The 14,449-nt window shown below is 65.2% G+C and carries 18 protein-coding genes and 2 pseudogenes; 13 read left to right on the top strand and 7 right to left on the bottom strand.

The window, feature by feature from the left end; genetic code table 11:
* Position 1: 1 nt before the first annotated feature.
* From pspA to pgsA, 3 genes are all read right to left on the bottom strand, one after another.
* Complete coding sequence (gene pspA, locus AU188_RS15425) at positions 2–817, bottom strand: phage shock protein PspA (RefSeq protein WP_059099798.1); 816 nt, start codon at positions 815–817, stop codon at positions 2–4.
* Positions 818–929: 112 nt separating this feature from the next.
* Positions 930–1,250, bottom strand: coding sequence for a transcriptional regulator ClgR (gene clgR / locus AU188_RS15420; RefSeq protein WP_059164557.1), 321 nt, complete (start codon positions 1,248–1,250; stop codon positions 930–932).
* A gap of 155 nt (positions 1,251–1,405) precedes the next feature.
* Complete coding sequence (gene pgsA, locus AU188_RS15415) at positions 1,406–2,002, bottom strand: CDP-diacylglycerol--glycerol-3-phosphate 3-phosphatidyltransferase (protein ID WP_059164556.1); 597 nt, start codon at positions 2,000–2,002, stop codon at positions 1,406–1,408.
* A gap of 41 nt (positions 2,003–2,043) precedes the next feature.
* Between pgsA and AU188_RS15410 the strand changes: the two genes are divergently transcribed.
* Positions 2,044–2,553: an amino-acid N-acetyltransferase gene (locus AU188_RS15410; RefSeq protein WP_172799509.1), complete on the top strand. Its 510-nt coding sequence runs from the start codon at positions 2,044–2,046 to the stop codon at positions 2,551–2,553.
* A gap of 47 nt (positions 2,554–2,600) precedes the next feature.
* Here the strand turns inward: AU188_RS15410 and AU188_RS15405 are convergent, their stop codons facing one another.
* Positions 2,601–5,063 carry an FtsK/SpoIIIE family DNA translocase gene (locus tag AU188_RS15405; RefSeq protein WP_156426700.1) on the bottom strand — a complete coding sequence of 821 codons (2,463 nt, stop codon included), beginning with the start codon at positions 5,061–5,063 and terminating at the stop codon, positions 2,601–2,603.
* A 98-nt stretch (positions 5,064–5,161) separates the two neighbouring features.
* Between AU188_RS15405 and AU188_RS15400 the strand changes: the two genes are divergently transcribed.
* From AU188_RS15400 to AU188_RS25315, 4 genes are all read left to right on the top strand, one after another.
* Positions 5,162–5,611: a DUF2834 domain-containing protein gene (locus tag AU188_RS15400; protein WP_059164554.1), complete on the top strand. Its 450-nt coding sequence runs from the start codon at positions 5,162–5,164 to the stop codon at positions 5,609–5,611.
* Between the two features lie 68 nt (positions 5,612–5,679).
* Positions 5,680–5,994: a putative quinol monooxygenase gene (locus AU188_RS15395; RefSeq protein ID WP_059164553.1), complete on the top strand. Its 315-nt coding sequence runs from the start codon at positions 5,680–5,682 to the stop codon at positions 5,992–5,994.
* Positions 5,994–6,809 (top strand): mycofactocin-coupled SDR family oxidoreductase, encoded by an 816-nt coding sequence (locus tag AU188_RS15390; protein ID WP_059164552.1) that lies wholly within the window; start codon positions 5,994–5,996, stop codon positions 6,807–6,809. The genes AU188_RS15395 and AU188_RS15390 overlap by 1 nt, the downstream gene beginning before the upstream one ends.
* 91 nt (positions 6,810–6,900) lie before the next feature.
* Positions 6,901–7,326 carry a hypothetical protein gene (locus AU188_RS25315; protein WP_156426699.1) on the top strand — a complete coding sequence of 142 codons (426 nt, stop codon included), beginning with the start codon at positions 6,901–6,903 and terminating at the stop codon, positions 7,324–7,326.
* On the opposite strand, the gene AU188_RS15385 is transcribed toward AU188_RS25315, so the two are convergent.
* From AU188_RS15385 to thyX, 3 genes are read right to left on the bottom strand one after another with little or no spacing between them, the layout of a single operon-like run.
* Complete coding sequence (locus AU188_RS15385; RefSeq protein ID WP_059164551.1) at positions 7,323–9,002, bottom strand: ribonuclease J; 1,680 nt, start codon at positions 9,000–9,002, stop codon at positions 7,323–7,325. The two genes, AU188_RS25315 and AU188_RS15385, sit on opposite strands and share 4 nt — an antisense overlap.
* Complete coding sequence (gene dapA, locus AU188_RS15380) at positions 9,002–9,904, bottom strand: 4-hydroxy-tetrahydrodipicolinate synthase (RefSeq protein ID WP_059164550.1); 903 nt, start codon at positions 9,902–9,904, stop codon at positions 9,002–9,004. Before dapA ends, AU188_RS15385 begins: the two co-directional genes overlap by 1 nt.
* A 24-nt stretch (positions 9,905–9,928) precedes the next feature.
* Positions 9,929–10,681, bottom strand: a complete 753-nt coding sequence (thyX, locus tag AU188_RS15375; RefSeq protein WP_059164549.1) for an FAD-dependent thymidylate synthase — start codon at positions 10,679–10,681, stop codon at positions 9,929–9,931.
* A gap of 104 nt (positions 10,682–10,785) precedes the next feature.
* Between thyX and AU188_RS15370 the strand changes: the two genes are divergently transcribed.
* The 8 genes and pseudogenes from AU188_RS15370 (at position 10,786) to cynS (ending at position 14,436) form a co-directional block, all read left to right on the top strand.
* On the top strand, positions 10,786–11,088 hold the full coding sequence (locus tag AU188_RS15370) for a DUF4193 domain-containing protein (protein WP_059164548.1): 303 nt from the start codon (positions 10,786–10,788) through the stop codon (positions 11,086–11,088).
* A 60-nt stretch (positions 11,089–11,148) separates the two neighbouring features.
* Positions 11,149–11,463: a WXG100 family type VII secretion target gene (locus tag AU188_RS15365; protein ID WP_059164547.1), complete on the top strand. Its 315-nt coding sequence runs from the start codon at positions 11,149–11,151 to the stop codon at positions 11,461–11,463.
* Positions 11,463–11,747 carry a WXG100 family type VII secretion target gene (locus AU188_RS15360; RefSeq protein ID WP_059164546.1) on the top strand — a complete coding sequence of 95 codons (285 nt, stop codon included), beginning with the start codon at positions 11,463–11,465 and terminating at the stop codon, positions 11,745–11,747. The genes AU188_RS15365 and AU188_RS15360 overlap by 1 nt, the downstream gene beginning before the upstream one ends.
* An 85-nt stretch (positions 11,748–11,832) precedes the next feature.
* Positions 11,833–13,014 carry a WXG100-like domain-containing protein gene (locus AU188_RS15355; RefSeq protein ID WP_216636187.1) on the top strand — a complete coding sequence of 394 codons (1,182 nt, stop codon included), beginning with the start codon at positions 11,833–11,835 and terminating at the stop codon, positions 13,012–13,014.
* Positions 13,011–13,388, top strand: coding sequence for a hypothetical protein (locus AU188_RS25310; protein WP_156426698.1), 378 nt, complete (start codon positions 13,011–13,013; stop codon positions 13,386–13,388). The genes AU188_RS15355 and AU188_RS25310 overlap by 4 nt, the downstream gene beginning before the upstream one ends.
* Before the next feature lie 267 nt (positions 13,389–13,655).
* A pseudogene (locus AU188_RS25985) lies at positions 13,656–13,757 on the top strand (DUF6188 family protein); the annotation flags it as partial.
* A 9-nt stretch (positions 13,758–13,766) separates the two neighbouring features.
* Positions 13,767–13,964: pseudogene (locus tag AU188_RS25795) on the top strand (hypothetical protein); the annotation flags it as partial.
* A 16-nt stretch (positions 13,965–13,980) separates the two neighbouring features.
* Complete coding sequence (gene cynS / locus AU188_RS15350) at positions 13,981–14,436, top strand: cyanase (protein WP_059164545.1); 456 nt, start codon at positions 13,981–13,983, stop codon at positions 14,434–14,436.
* Positions 14,437–14,449 lie beyond the last annotated feature (13 nt).

Genomic DNA, 14,449 nt, shown 5'->3' with positions numbered 1-14,449 from the left:
GTTATTGGGACAGCGGATTTTCCGGTGTGGCCTGCTGCGGATTGGCCGCCGGGGTCGCGGGCTGCGCCGCGGCATTGCCGCCGGCAGGCAACTGTTCGCCGCGCATCGAGGCGCGGATCTGCTCCAACCGCGAATGCCCGGCCATCTGCACGCTCGCCTGCTGGACCTCCAGCATCCGGCCCTGCACCGAGTTCTGCGCGAGCTCGGCCTCGCCCATCGCGTTGGCGTAGCGGCGTTCGATCTTCTGACGGACCTCGTCGAGGCTGGGCGTGGTGCCCGGCGCGGCCAACTCACTCATCGACCGCAGCGACGAGCTGACCTGCTCCTGCATCTTTGCCTGTTCGAGCTGGGACAGCAGCTTGGTGCGCTCGGCGATCTTCTGCTGCAGCATCATCGCGTTCTGCTCGACGGCCTTCTTGGCCTGGCCGGCCGCGTTGAGCGCCTGATCGTGCAGGGCCTTGAGATCCTCCACGCTCTGCTCGGCGGTCACCAGCTGCGCGGCGAACGCCTCGGCGGCGTTGTTGTACTCGGTTGCCTTGGCGGCATCGCCGGAGGCCACGGCCTGATCGGCCAGCGTCAGCGCTTGGCGGACATTGACCTGCAGCTTCTCGATGTCCGCGAGTTGGCGGTTGAGCCGCATCTCGAGCTGGCGCTGGTTTCCGATCACCTGGGCGGCCTGCTGCGTCAACGCCTGATGCTGGCGCTGAGCCTCCTCGATGGCCTGCTGAATCTGCACTTTCGGGTCGGCGTACTCGTCGACCTTCGAGCTGAACAGCGCCATGAGGTACTTCCACGCCTTGACGAACGGATTGGCCATGTCAGTTCACTCCGCCTTCGTGTCGTTGTCTCGGACTCGCCGCCCGGCTTACCGTGCTGCCCAATCTATCGGGTCAGCGCGCATCGCCACACCCACTCGGTGTCGACCACGCTCAGGCGACCGCCATCGACACGACCTGCGGGATGACCACCTTCGTGGTGGCGTCGATGTTGGCTGCACCGGCGAACGCGGCACGCTCCTCGCGCTCCATTTCCAGACCGGCGTCGGAAAGCACGCGGGACAGCGGAATGTCGAGAGCACCGCAGATCGCGCTGAGCAGTTCACTCGAGGCTTCCTTGCGCCCGCGTTCGACCTCGGAGAGATAGCCCAGGCTGACGCGCGCGGTGTCGGACACCTCGCGCAGGGTGCGCCCCTGGTCGACGCGGGCCCGACGCAGCACGTCGCCGATCACCTCGCGAAGCAATGCCGTCATCGTGCTCTCCCTCCGGAGTCAGTGGCTGGGCCTTGGTAAAACGGCGGTGTACTAGGGCAACGCCGCACGCGGGGCGGTTGGTTCCCGGATGGCGCAGATCACTGTTGACCGACGGTCGTCTTGCTGCGTCAGCGAGGCCGCGCCCGGTGTGCGGGTCACCGATCAGCGGGTCGGCCCTTGGAGTCCTTGATCGCGGAGACGACGTAGTCGACGCCGGTCACCACCGTCAGGACCAGCGCCGCCCACATGATCACCCAAGCCGAAGACAGCCACGCACCGGACAGCGGCAGCACGAACAGGCCGATCGCCACGGCCTGCACCAGCGTCTTGAGCTTGCCGCCCCGACTGGCGGGGATCACCCCGAATCGCAACACGGCGAACCGCAACACGGTGATGCCGATCTCTCGGACCAGGATCACCGCCGTGATCCACCACGGAAGGTCGCCCAGTATCGAAAGCCCGATCAGCGCAGCACCGATGAGGGCCTTGTCGGCGATCGGATCGGCCAGTGTGCCGAATTCGGTCACCATGCCATAGCTGCGGGCCAGCGCCCCGTCGAATCGGTCGGTGATCACCGCGACGCTGAACACCACGAATGCCGCTATGCGCCAGAAGGTTTCATGGCCGTCACCGACGAAGAGCACCACCAGGAAAACCGGAACCAACGCCATCCGCACGCCGGTGAGCACGTTCGCGATGTTCGCTACGCGGGCACGCGGAGCCAGCGGATCAGTATGGGGTTGGCCCGGCACCGCAACAGAATATCGGTTGCTCAAACGGATACTCTCCACCTGTGAGCGCAGAATCCTGCGAGGTCGTCGTGCGGCGTGCGCGCACCTCGGATGTCCCCGCCATCAAGGCTCTGGTCGACATCTATTCCGGCAAGATCCTGCTGGAGAAGAATCTGGTGACGCTCTACGAAGCCGTACAGGAGTTCTGGGTCGCCGAGAAAGACGGCGAACTGATCGGGTGTGGCGCGCTGCACGTGCTGTGGTCCGACCTCGGCGAGGTGCGCACCGTCGCAGTGCACCCGAAGGTCAGGGGCCACGGCGTCGGGCATGCGATCGTCGACCGGCTGCTCGACGTGGCCCGCGAATTGCACCTCGAGCGCATCTTCGTGCTCACCTTCGAAGTCGAGTTCTTCAGCAAACACGGGTTCAAGGAGATCGACGGCACCCCGGTCACCGCTGAGGTCTACGAGGAGATGTGCCGTTCGTATGACACCGGTGTCGCGGAGTTCCTCGACCTGTCCTTCGTCAAACCCAACATCCTCGGCAACACACGAATGCTGCTGACTCTGTAGCGATTCGGTGCAGTCAGTTGCGTTCTCCGCAACCAGCTACACCGAAATCACTCGGACTCGTCGCTGCCGGTGTCGGAACCGCGGATCGACGCGAGCGTCGCCGCCAGCTCGTCGGGCTTGACGAGCACCTCGCGCGCCTTGGAGCCCTCGCTCGGCCCGACGATGTTGCGGGTCTCCATCAAGTCCATCAGCCGGCCGGCCTTGGCGAACCCGACCCGCAATTTGCGCTGCAACATCGACGTGGACCCGAACTGGCTGGACACCACGAGTTCGACCGCCTGCAGGAAGACGTCCATGTCGTCGCCGATGTCGGGATCCACGTCGGTGCGCTCACTGGTGGTCTTCGCGGTCGTGACGCCCTCGGTGTACTCGGGCTCGGCCTGCGCCTTGGTGGCCTCGACGACCGCGTGGATCTCCTCGTCGGTGATGAAGGCGCCCTGCAACCGGATCGGCTTGTTCGCGCCCATGGGCAGGAACAGCCCGTCGCCCATGCCGATCAGCTTCTCGGCGCCCTGCTGGTCGAGAATGACGCGGCTGTCGGTCAGCGACGACGTGGCGAACGCCAGCCGCGACGGCACGTTGGTCTTGATCAGGCCGGTGACGACGTCCACCGACGGCCGCTGCGTGGCCAGCACCAGATGGATACCTGCGGCGCGGGCCTTCTGCGTGATGCGCACGATCGCGTCCTCGACGTCCCGGGGCGCGGTCATCATCAGGTCGGCCAACTCGTCCACGATGGCGACGACATACGGGTACGGCTTGTACTCGCGCTGGCTGCCCAACGGTGCGGTGATCTCACCGGAGCGCACCTTCTTGTTGAAGTCGTCGATGTGGCGCACCCGCGACGCCTGCATGTCCTGGTAACGCTGCTCCATCTCCTCCACCAGCCACGCCAGCGCGGCGGCGGCCTTCTTCGGCTGGGTGATGATCGGCGTAATCAAATGCGGAATGCCCTCATACGGCGTGAGTTCCACCATCTTCGGATCGATCAGGATCATCCTGACCTCCTCTGGCGTGGCCCGCACCAGCAAAGACACCAGCATCGAGTTCACGAAACTCGACTTGCCGGACCCGGTCGATCCGGCCACCAGCAGGTGCGGCATCTTGGCGAGGTTGGCCGAGATGTACTCACCCTCAATGTCTTTGCCCAAGCCGATGACCAACGGGTGGTGATCCCCGCGGGTAGCCGGATCGGTGAGCACGTCGGCCAGCCGCACCATCTCCCGGTCCACGTTGGGTACCTCGATGCCGACCGCGGACTTGCCGGGGATCGGCGCGAGCATCCGAACGCTCTCGGTCGCGACCGCGTAGGCGATATTGCGTTGCAGCGCAGTGATTTTCTCGACCTTGACGCCCGGGCCGAGTTCGACCTCGTAACGGGTGACGGTCGGGCCGCGGGTGCAACCCGTGACCGAAGCGTTGACCTTGAACTGGTCCAGCACCTCGCTGATGGCATCGATCATCCGGTCATTGCCCGCGCTGCGGCGCTTGGGCGGATCGCCGGCGATCAGCAGATCGAGTGAGGGCAGCGCGTACGGTCCGTCGACCACGCGGTCCAGCGACAGGCTCTGCTGTCTGGCCGGCTTCTTCTTGCGGGACTTGGCGGTTGGCTCGGGAACCGTCGGCGCCTCGTCCTCGATGGGATAGTTCTCCAGGGGCGTGCCGGTGGGCCACGCGCGCGCCGCATCGTCGCCGGGCGGGAATGCGTCGTCGTAATAGCCGTCGGAGAAGTCCTCGCGCTCCGCGATGACGGCCGTGTCCTCGTCGTCGTAATCGTCGTAGTCGTAGTCGCCGAAGCCCCGCGCGGAGAACATCGCCCGCACCGTCGACGGCACTTCGCGGATCGTGGTGCCGGTCACCAGCAGTACACCGAACAGCACACCGATGAACAACAATGGCGCGGCGATCCATGGTGTCAGCCCGTCGGAGAGCGGACCGCCGATCGCGAAGCCGAAGAAGCCCGCGGCGTGCTGGCGGTCGGCTGGACCTTGGGGCGAGCCGGCCCACAGGTGCCACAACCCGAGGGCGGGCAACGCGATCATCGTCGAGCCGAGAATCAGCCTCGGCCTGGCGTCCGGATCGGGTTCGGTGCGCATGAGCGTGACGCCGACCGCCGCCACTGCAAGCGGAACGAGCACGACGGCAGCACCGATCAGCGTCCGCAGGAAGGTGTCGAGCCACTCGCCCACCGGCCGCGCGGCGCCGAACCACGAACTCGCCGCGACGACGACGGCCAGGCCGAGCAACGCCAGCGCGATGCCGTCGCGGCGATGACCGGGTTCGAGATCGCGGGCACGACCGACTGAACGCGCCGTGCTGCCGGCACCCTTGGCCAGCATCAGCCACCCCGCCCGCACCCCACGGCCCACCGTGGCACCGGCCGACGAGATCGGCGACGTGGTCCGGCGTGGCGCCGGTTTACGACGGGGCGCCATCCGGCCGCCCGATCGCGAACCAGCCTTTGACCTGCTCGAACGGTTCCCAGAGCGGGCGGCGGTCTTACTAGGCATGCATGCAAGCCTAGTCGCTTCAGTCCCAGAATCACCATCTGCCACACGGGTCACAGAAACGTATCAATCCGGCCGCGCGATCGTCGTACCGTCCCAAGATGACCGCAACGAGCCAGGTCAATGGCTTGCCAACCACCTCCAGAGTGCTCTGCGTCGTCTACGCCGTTACCGCGATCGCCGCACTGATCGCGACCTGGAGTCAGAACCTCGCCTACGTCGACAGCGGGAGCTTTCTTCTTTCCTTCAGCGAAGACCTCAAGGTCACGGCGGCGGCGCGATCCATCACCGTCGATTTGTTCCTTCTGGGCATCCCGTTGGCGATCCTGATGGTGACCGAGGCGAGGAAGCATGGGGTCCGGTTCGTCTGGCTGTATCTGCTGGGCAGTGCGCTCACGGCGATCAGCTTCACCTTCCCGCTGTTCCTCATCGCCCGCGAGGTACGGATCGCCAAGACCGATCCGACACAGGTGGGGATTGGCGACGCGCTCGGTCTGGCGGTCGTCGCCGTGGCCATGGCGGCCGTCGTCGTCTGGGTCGACGTGCTGTGATCTTGAGCCCGTCGCGTGAGTAGGCTGTGCACTCGTCCAGCGCAGCACTCATCGAGGAGTTCCCCTTCATGCCCGTTGTCGTCGTCGCCACCATGACCGCCAAGTCCGAATCCGTTGACGCCGTTCGGGAGGCGTGCAAAAAGGCCATCGAGGCGGTGCACGAGGAACCGGGATGCCAGCTCTACGCCCTGCACGAGTCCAACGGCACCTTCGTGTTCGTCGAGCAGTGGGCGGACGAGGATGCGTTGCAGACACACAGCACTGCGCCCGCGATCGCAACGCTTTTCGGCACGGTCGGCGAGCATCTCGACGGAGCTCCGGACATCAAGATGCTGCAGCCGGTCGTCGCCGGTGATCCGAGCAAGGGAGCACTGCGTCCCTGATGGCTCCGCTCGACGGCAAGGTCGCTTTCATCACGGGCGCCGCCAGGGGCCAGGGGCGGGCAGAAGCCGTCAAGTTGGCGTCGGACGGCGCGAACATCGTCGCCGTCGACATCTGCGAGCAGATCGCGTCGGTGCCGTATCCGCTGGCGACCGCAGATGATCTGGCCGAGACAGTGAAGCTCGTCGAGGACACCGGCGCGCGAATAGTCGCGCGACAAGCCGACGTTCGCGACCGCGAGTCGTTACAGCAGGCGCTGCAAACTGGCTTGGACGCCTTCGGTGGCCTGGACATCGTCGTCGCCAACGCGGGAATCGCCCCGATGCAGTCGGGTGAGACCGGTTGGCGCGACGTGATCGACGTCAATCTGACCGGCGTCTTCCATACGATCGAGGTGAGCCGCCATCCGCTGACCGAGCGCGGCGGCGGGGCGATGGTGCTGATCAGTTCGGTGATGGGCTTGGTCGGCGGCGGAAGCGACGACTCAGGCTCGATCGGCTACGCCGCCGCCAAGCACGGCATCGTCGGCCTGATGCGGGTCTACGCCAATCTTCTGGCGCCGCATAATATTCGAGTCAACTCGGTACATCCGGCCGGCGTCGAGACCCCGATGATCGACAACGAGTTCATTCAGCGGTGGCTGGAGGATGTCGTCACGCAGACCGGCAAGCCCGTCGACATGGGCAACGCGCTGCCGGTCGAAACCCTCGACCCCGACGACATCGCCAACGCGGTCGCCTTCCTGGTCTCAGACGCCGCGCGCTACATCACCGGCGTGACGCTGCCCGTCGACGCGGGCTACATCAACAAGCGCTGAGGGCCTACGAGTCGAAATTGAGGCAGTTGCCTCATGCCGCGGGCCGTGAACCTTCGCCACCATTGCCTCCAGCACCACCGAGGAGGACACCATGGCGAATCAACGACCCGTCTCCGCGCACTTGTGCCGCAGTGCGGCTGCTGTCCTGCTGTTGGCGACGGCCACGCTCGGCGGCAGCGCGCTCGTCGACCCTGCTACCGCGTGCGCCGAACCCCGAGAGTGGGATATCGGCGAGTACGACAGCTGCATTGAGAAGGTCGTCGACAGGAACATCAGGGGCGTAACCAATGACGCCCAGATGCTGGCCGAGGCCAAACATTGCTGCATGATGTCCGGCGGAGAATGGAACATGAGCGCCGGCGGGCCCAACGGGAGGTGCGTCGCACCTGCTCCGGCATCCACCCAAGCTCCTTGGACACCGCCTGGCGGAATGCCGGACGCTCCCGTGCACACCTTCGCACCGGCAGAGCCTGGGCCGGCCGTGCCGCCGACTTTCGCGCCGGCGAATCCGGGCTAGACCTCGATGACCGTCGGCACGATCATCGGCTGGCGGCGGTAGGTCTCCCCCACCCACTTGCCGACGGCTCGCCGCGCGGCCTGGGCGATGCGGTTGATGTCGGTCACCCGTTCCCCGACAAGGGCTTCGAGCGCCTCGTCGACTTTACGGGTCGCGGGCTCCAGCGCCTTTGGGTCCTCGCTGAATCCGCGCGAGTGCAGATGCGGCGGTGCCGCGGGCTTGCCGGTACCACGCTGGACGACGACGGTGATACCGATGAATCCCGAAGAGAGCGTGAGCCGGTCACCGACCACCGCGTCGCCCACATCCCCGGTGACGAGACCGTCGACGAACATCTTGCCCGTCGGTACCGCACCGGCGATCGATGCCCGACCGGCCACCAGATCGACGCTGACACCGTTTTCCGCCAGCACGATGTTCTCCTCCGGAACGCCGGTTCGAGCCGCAAGACCCGCGTTGGCCCGCAGCATCCGCCAGGTGCCGTGCACGGGCATCACATTGCGCGGTCGCACGCCGTTGTAGAGGAAGAGCAACTCACCGGCGTATGCGTGCCCCGAAACATGAACGCGCACTTGTGCATTGGTGACGACTCGGGCGCCGATCTTGGCCAGCGCGTCGAGCACACCGAAGATCGCTTCCTCGTTGCCGGGTATCTGTGACGACGACATGATGATGAGGTCACCCGCCGTCAGGGTGATGCTGCGATGCTCACCTCGAGACATCCGCGACAGCGCCGCCATCGGCTCGCCCTGGGTTCCCGTGGTGACGAGCACGACCCGCTCGGGCGCCATCATCTCCGCGGCGCCGATGTCGATGATGTCGTCATCGTTGGTCAGCGTCAGGTAGCCAAGCTCCTTGGCGATTCCCATGTTGCGGACCATCGACCGGCCGACGAATGCCACCTTGCGCCCGAGCGCCACAGAGGCGTCGATGATCTGTTGCACCCGACCGACGTTCGATGCGAAGCAGGCCACGATGACGCGTCCCTGAGCGCTGCGGATCAGCCGGTGCATGTTCGGCCCGATCTCGCTTTCCGACGGTCCGACACCGGGGATCTCGGCGTTGGTGGAGTCGCACAAAAACAGGTCCACCCCGGCATCGCCCAGTCGCGACATCCCGGGCAGATCGGTGGGCTTGCCGTCGGGCGGGGACTGGTCGAGCTTGATGTCCCCGGTGTGCAGCACGGTGCCGGCGCCGGTGTGTATCGCGATCGCCAGGCAACCGGGAATCGAGTGGTTGACCGCGAAGTACTCGCATTCGAACACGCCGTGTCTGGAGCTCTGGCCCTCGTCGACTTCGACGAACACCGGCTTGATCCGGTGTTCACGACACTTCTCGGCAACCAGCGCGAGCGTGAACTTCGACCCGACCACCGGGATGTCGTGTCGCAGCTTCAGCAGGAAGGGGATGGCGCCGATGTGGTCCTCGTGCGCATGGGTGAGCACCAGGGCTTCCACGTCGTCGAGGCGGTCCTGGATGAGACGAAGGTCGGGCAGAATCAGATCGACGCCGGGCTCGTCGTGCGTCGGGAACAACACACCGCAGTCGACTATCAGGAACCGGCCGAGATGCTCGAAAACGGTCATGTTACGGCCGATTTCGCTGATTCCGCCGAGCGCGGTGACCCGCAGTGCGCCGGGAGCCAGCGGCCCCGGTGGGTTGAGTTCTTCGTTCACTACCGCAGCACCGCGGCCGCCCGCATATCGGCGGCCAGTGCGTCGAGTTGTTCGGCGGTAACGGGCATCTGCGGCAACCTCGGGTCACCGGCCTCGAAGCCCTGCAGCCGCAGACCCGCCTTCGACAGCGTCACTCCACCGAGACGTGTCTGAGCATCATTCAACGGCCCCAGCGTGACGTTGATCTTGCGGGCCGTCGCGAGATCGCCGGACTGGAAGGCCGACAACATCTCCCGCAGCTGACTCGCGGCCAGATGAGCCCAGACACTGACGAAGCCGACGGCCCCCATCGCGAGCCACGGCAGGTTCAGCGCGTCGTCGCCGGAGTAGTACGCCAACCCGGTTTCGGCGATGATCTGGCCGCCGCCGTGCAGATCGCCCTTGGCGTCCTTGACGGCCACGATGTTCGGATGCTCGGCAAGCCTGCGCATGGTGTCCCACGTGATCGGGATCACCGACCGCGGCGGGATGTCGTACAAGATGACCGGCAGGTCCGTCGCATCGGCGATCGCGTTGAAGTGCGCGACCAGGCCGGCCTGGGGCGGCCGTGAGTAGTACGGCGTCACCGCAAGCAGCCCGTGGGCGCCCTCGGCGGCCGCAAGCTTGGCTCCGTGCACACTGTGGGCAGTGTCGTACGTACCGACGCCGGCGACGATGCGCGCGCGGTCGCCGACCGCCTCGAGCACGGCCCGTACCAGCGCAAGCTTCTCTTCGTCGGTGGTCGTCGGCGATTCACCGGTCGTCCCCGACAGCACCAGGCCGTCGCAACCCGAGTCGACGAGTCGACTCGCCAACCGGGCCGCGGCGTCGGTGTCCAGCGAGCCGTCGGGCTTGAACGGAGTCACCATTGCGGTCAGCACGGTGCCCAACTGGGCCGTTACGTCGATTCCGCTGGTGCTCACGGGGCTCAGATTACTCGCTTACCGTCACGCTTCCGTGGCCAGAGGGGACGTGGCGACCTCGGTGCCGTCGGCCAGCGCAGAGATTTCGAAGTCGCTGAATACCTGCGGTGCGACATCGACGAGTCGGCGCAGGCATTCGATGGCCAGCCGGCGGATCTCCACGTCGGCGTGCTCACTGGCCCGCATCGCGATGAAGTGCCGCCATGCCCGGTAGTTGCCGGTGACGACGATGCGGGTCTCGGTGGCGTTCGGCAAGACCGCCCGCGCAGCCTGACGTGCCTGTTTGCGCCGAAGGACCGCGTTCGGCTGATCGGCGAATTTGGCCTCGAGGCGGTCGAGCAGTTCGATGTAGGTGGATCGGCTGGCGTCGGCGGCGGCGGCGAAGATCTCCGTCAGCTCGGGGTCGTCCTCGATACCCGGAGGCACCACCACCTGAGCGTCGCGTTCGGGGACGTAGCGCTGCGACAGCTGGGAGTAGGAGAAGTGCCGGTGGCGGATGAGCTCGTGGGTACACGACCGCGAGATCCCGGTGATGTAGAAGGAAACCGACGCGTGCTCGAGCACCGAGAAGTGTCCGACGTCGATGATGTGCCGGATGTAGGCCGCGTTCGTGGCGGTGCGCGGATTCGGCTTGGACCAGCTCTGATAGCACGCACGACCGGCGAATTCGACGAGTGCCGGCCCGCCGTCGGCGTCGGTGCTCCACGGCACATCCGGCGGCGGGGCGAACTCGGTCTTGGCGATCAGTTGGACGCGCAGAGGCGTGGTCTCGGCCACGGCTCACCCTAACGTGGAGCAGGTTTCGGCCTCGGGCGCAGCGGGAACAAACCCCTTCTCAATCGGTGTTACTCAAGGACCGATCTTGAGAGGGAGTGTGACTGATGGCAACCGATTACGACGCACCCCGCGTGAAGGACAGCGACGAGGCGGTCGACGAGTCGCTCGAGGCGATCGCTGCAAAGCGCCGCGGACAGGTCGATGTGGCGGTGCTCGACGTCGACGACGGTGACCCGGTCGATTCGATCGACCTGCCGGACGTTGACCTGTCGGGTGAGGAGCTCACCGTACGGGTGATTCCCAAGCAGGCCGACGAGTTCACCTGCTCGAGTTGCTTCCTGGTGCAGCACCACAGCCGGCTGGCCCTGCGGTCGGGCGACCGGATGGTCTGCGCCGACTGCGTCTGACGCTCGACGGCGAACCAAACCGGTGCACAGGTAGCCCCACGGAGACCATAGGCTTGGTCCATGGCTGACTTCTTGAAGGTCAGCGCCGACCAAGCGTTCAACACGGCCCACTCAGTCGCCAACGATGCCGAGGAGTTACGCGAGGAGCTGACCCGCATAGTCGGCGAGTGGGACAACATCTCGCGCGGCTGGTCGGGCGCGGCAGCCTCGGCCTACAGCTCCATCTGGGAAGAGTGGCACGAAGGAGCCGCCAAAGTCGTCGAGTCGCTCACTGAGTCGTCTCGCAACCTTGCTGCGGCCGCTGTCCTATACGAGGAAAGTGATGCTGCCTCGGCCGAGACTGTGGCGTCGGTACCGATTGACGTGGGCTTGTGATGCGGTACCGCGTCGAACTCGAGGAACTGCTTGCGTTCGTCGAGAAGCTCCGCGCGTTCGAAGATCGCGCCGAGGACATCGCCAGCCGCGTCGACGGACAGATCGCCGAGCTACATACGAGCTGGTCGGGCGACGCCGCCGACGCTCACCGCACGAACCACGACGAGTGGACCGCCGCGGCAGCGCAGATGCGGGAGGCGGTCATTGAACTGCGCGAAGCCGCCCACAACGCACATCGCAATTACACCGAGGCGGTCAAACTCAACCTCGCGATGCTGACGTGACTCGGCGGAGCGCCGCGTGACCCAGGATGTCGATCCCGAGACGTTCTACCTGGTCGGCAAGCGGCTGTACGAATTGGCCGGTCAGATGTACGACGCCTTCGCCGTCAACGTCACCATCCTGGGCCAAACGGGTGCGATGGCCGGCTCGGACGATGAGGGCACGGCGTGGGCGGCTTCTTACGATGCGCGCGCCCGCGAGATCTTGGACGCCGTCAACGACCTGACCCTGGCGATGGAGAACTACGGCGGTGTGGTGATCCAGGCGGGTCACAACCATGCGATCGCCGAGCACAACGCCACCCCTGGCAGCGGTGGACCGCCGCCGGAGCGCCCGCCGGATCCGCAGAGTGTGGCCGGGGTGCTGACCGCACCACCCTCTGCGGGCGGGCCTGGCGAAGGCTTGATCGACAACGCGTTGGGGCTGGTCGATCAGATCGGGGTGCCGGTGCCCGACGGGGACACCGACAAGATCGACAAAGCTGCGCAGGCGTGGGACCGGCTGGCCACGGTCTACCAGACCAAAACCGTGCCCGAGGCGCTGGACGTGCAGGCGGGCATCTTCAGCGATACGAGTACGCCCGAAGTGGAGTACATCGCCAAAGATCTCGGGGAATTGCGCGATGCGGCCAACGCGATCCTGTCCGCCTGCGGCGAGCTATCGCAGTCGTGTACTGAATATCGTTCTACCCTCGACGATTTGCGCGATCAGCTGAGCGGCATCCTGGAGGATCTCGCAGTCGAATTGGCGGCCACGGCGGTCATCGGGATCGCAGCTTCCTTCGTCACTTTCGGGGCCGGAGCGGTGGCCGCCACTGCCAAGACCGCACACACCATCACCAAGTTCGCCAAGACCATCCGCACCGCGATCGCGGCGTGGAAGACGTCGAAGAACATCAGCAAGGGCGTCAAGAAGGCCGCCGACGTCGCCGGCATCCGCCAACGCCTACAGCGCATCAAGAACCTCGGGCGGAAGCGAAAACCCGAGGACAACAAACCTCCGCCGCAGAAACCAGATCCCTCGTTCGAATACAACATTCGGCCAGAACGCTTGGACCACACCTTTGCTCCGAAGCACAAACTAGATGGTGTGGTTGAAAGGGCGGGAAGCCGTGAAGAAGCGATGGGTCAGATGCTCGATGCGTTGAAAGGCAACGTGCCGCAGAATGGCACCTTCGAAACCGTGGTATCGGTGTCAGGTGAACAGGTGACGGTCCGAGGGTTCGTCGACAACGGCATTATCAAGATTGGAACGGCGTTCATCCCATGATCAAAGACAAAGAGTGGCGACGTATCTCAGGCGATGAGTCGGCGGTCGTGACTGCGATCATCGAGTCGTCGGGATTCCCAGGCGGCAGGACGCTTATCGAAGAACTCGGCGAAGCCGTTGTCTCACACGAAACGAGGTGGATCCTCGACATTAAGACGCCGCACGCCACATCGGGCGTTGAGTTGCCAGACGGCCCATTCCCAGCTCGGGCATTCGTGCCGAGCGAACCGGCTTATCAAGGCGAGGTTATCGTCTGGATCGAAAACGGTCATATATCCGGGCTGGAATATGCCTGGGTCAGTGACGACCCACCTACTGAGTGGCCGCGACCAGATGGGATGCAAATCGTGCCGAACCCGACGCCTGGCGATTGAGCGGTTGTCGATGATGGAACTCGGACTACACCAATCGGCGGTGGGGTCGCAAGAAGTCGACTCTCGGTAAGACTGCAGTAGACGGACGTTAGTTTGATCGGTATCGAATCACCATTCCCGATAACGCTTTCGGGCAGGAGCTGGAAATTCGCGCGGCAAACAGATCCACCGAGAGGAGTTCCCACAAATTGCACGCGCTCGTCGGCCGCCGAATCACGGAGAGCAACGCCGACGAGTCGGGTGCGCCTTTAATTCGTCGAACCTAACAGTGCATTCGAGGCATGGACGGTGACGCGTCCGAACGGGGTGATGGTCGTCCGCATGCCTGGCGGCGAGCTGGCCATCTGGAACGATGAGCCCGGGCTCTGATTGCGTTCGTCCGGCCTGATGCTCGGCGGTGACTTCTCGATTCAGGACTATCAGCTGTGGAACGAAATACCTACTGTCGTAGGTAATCTTGTGGGTGGCCCGGCATTCGTCGGACTCACGCTCTATGCGACGCACGCCCGCACGGGCAGCGCGCAAGCGCCCGACTGCCCCACAGGAATTCAAGCTTCCGGCCGATGCGAACACTGATCCAGGAAGGGACCGCATGACCAGAGACGAGATCACCGCCGAGATCACCGCGGCGCGACTGGCGAAGGGGCTCAGCTGGCAGGAGCTCGCCGACGCCATCGACAAGCCGGTGGCGTGGACGGTCGCAGCCCTGCTCGGCCAACACCCGATTCCGGTCGAGGCCGGCGAAGTGGTCGTGGAGATGCTCGGGCTCGACGACGCGGCGATACCGGTGTTGGCGGCGGTTCCCATGCGCGGCGGCCTGCCGACTGCGGTACCCACCGACCCGACGATCTACCGCTTCTACGAGGCGCTCCAGGTCTATGGAGGCGCCATCAAGGAGCTCATCCATGAGGAATTCGGCGACGGCATCATGAGTGCCATCAATTTCAGTGTCGATGTGCAGCGCAAGCCGCATCCCGGCGGCGACCGCGTCGTGGTGACGTTCGACGGCAAGTTCCTGCCTTACGACTGGACCGCCGCTCAAAAGTAAGACCGGCCGTTCG

Origin of the sequence: Mycobacterium sp. IS-3022, assembly GCF_001500065.1 — a bacterium.
GTDB lineage: Bacteria > Actinomycetota > Actinomycetes > Mycobacteriales > Mycobacteriaceae > Mycobacterium.
This window is presented reverse-complemented; position numbering and strand designations above follow the sequence as displayed.